At 55.7% G+C, this 253-nt stretch carries 1 protein-coding gene; it reads left to right on the top strand.

The annotated features are described in order from the left end of the window. On the top strand, nt 1-253 hold a 253-nt coding region (locus tag IV91_RS16435), incomplete at both ends, for a DEAD/DEAH box helicase family protein (protein WP_150112520.1).

The following is a 253-nucleotide window of genomic DNA, read 5'->3' as shown; positions in this document are numbered from 1 at the left end:
CTTGCGTGCCGTTCAGCAAGGACTGGCAGATGCCGACCGGGGCAAACTCATCATGGCCTGCGGGACGGGCAAGACTTTTACCAGTCTCAAAATTGCCGAGGTTTTGGCTGGACGGGGGAAACAGGTGCTGTTTCTGGTGCCCAGTCTGTCCCTGCTGTCCCAGAGCCTGACGGAATGGACACAGGAAAGTGATCTTCCACTGCACAGTTTTGCTGTCTGCTCAGACAGTGATGTGGGTAAGACAAAGCGGAAG

The sequence above is a fragment of the Ferrovum myxofaciens genome (assembly GCF_000735045.1).
Taxonomy (GTDB): Bacteria; Pseudomonadota; Gammaproteobacteria; order Burkholderiales; family Ferrovaceae; genus Ferrovum; species Ferrovum myxofaciens.
The sequence above is the reverse complement of the archived record's forward strand: the minus strand, read 5'-3'. Positions and strand labels throughout refer to the sequence as shown.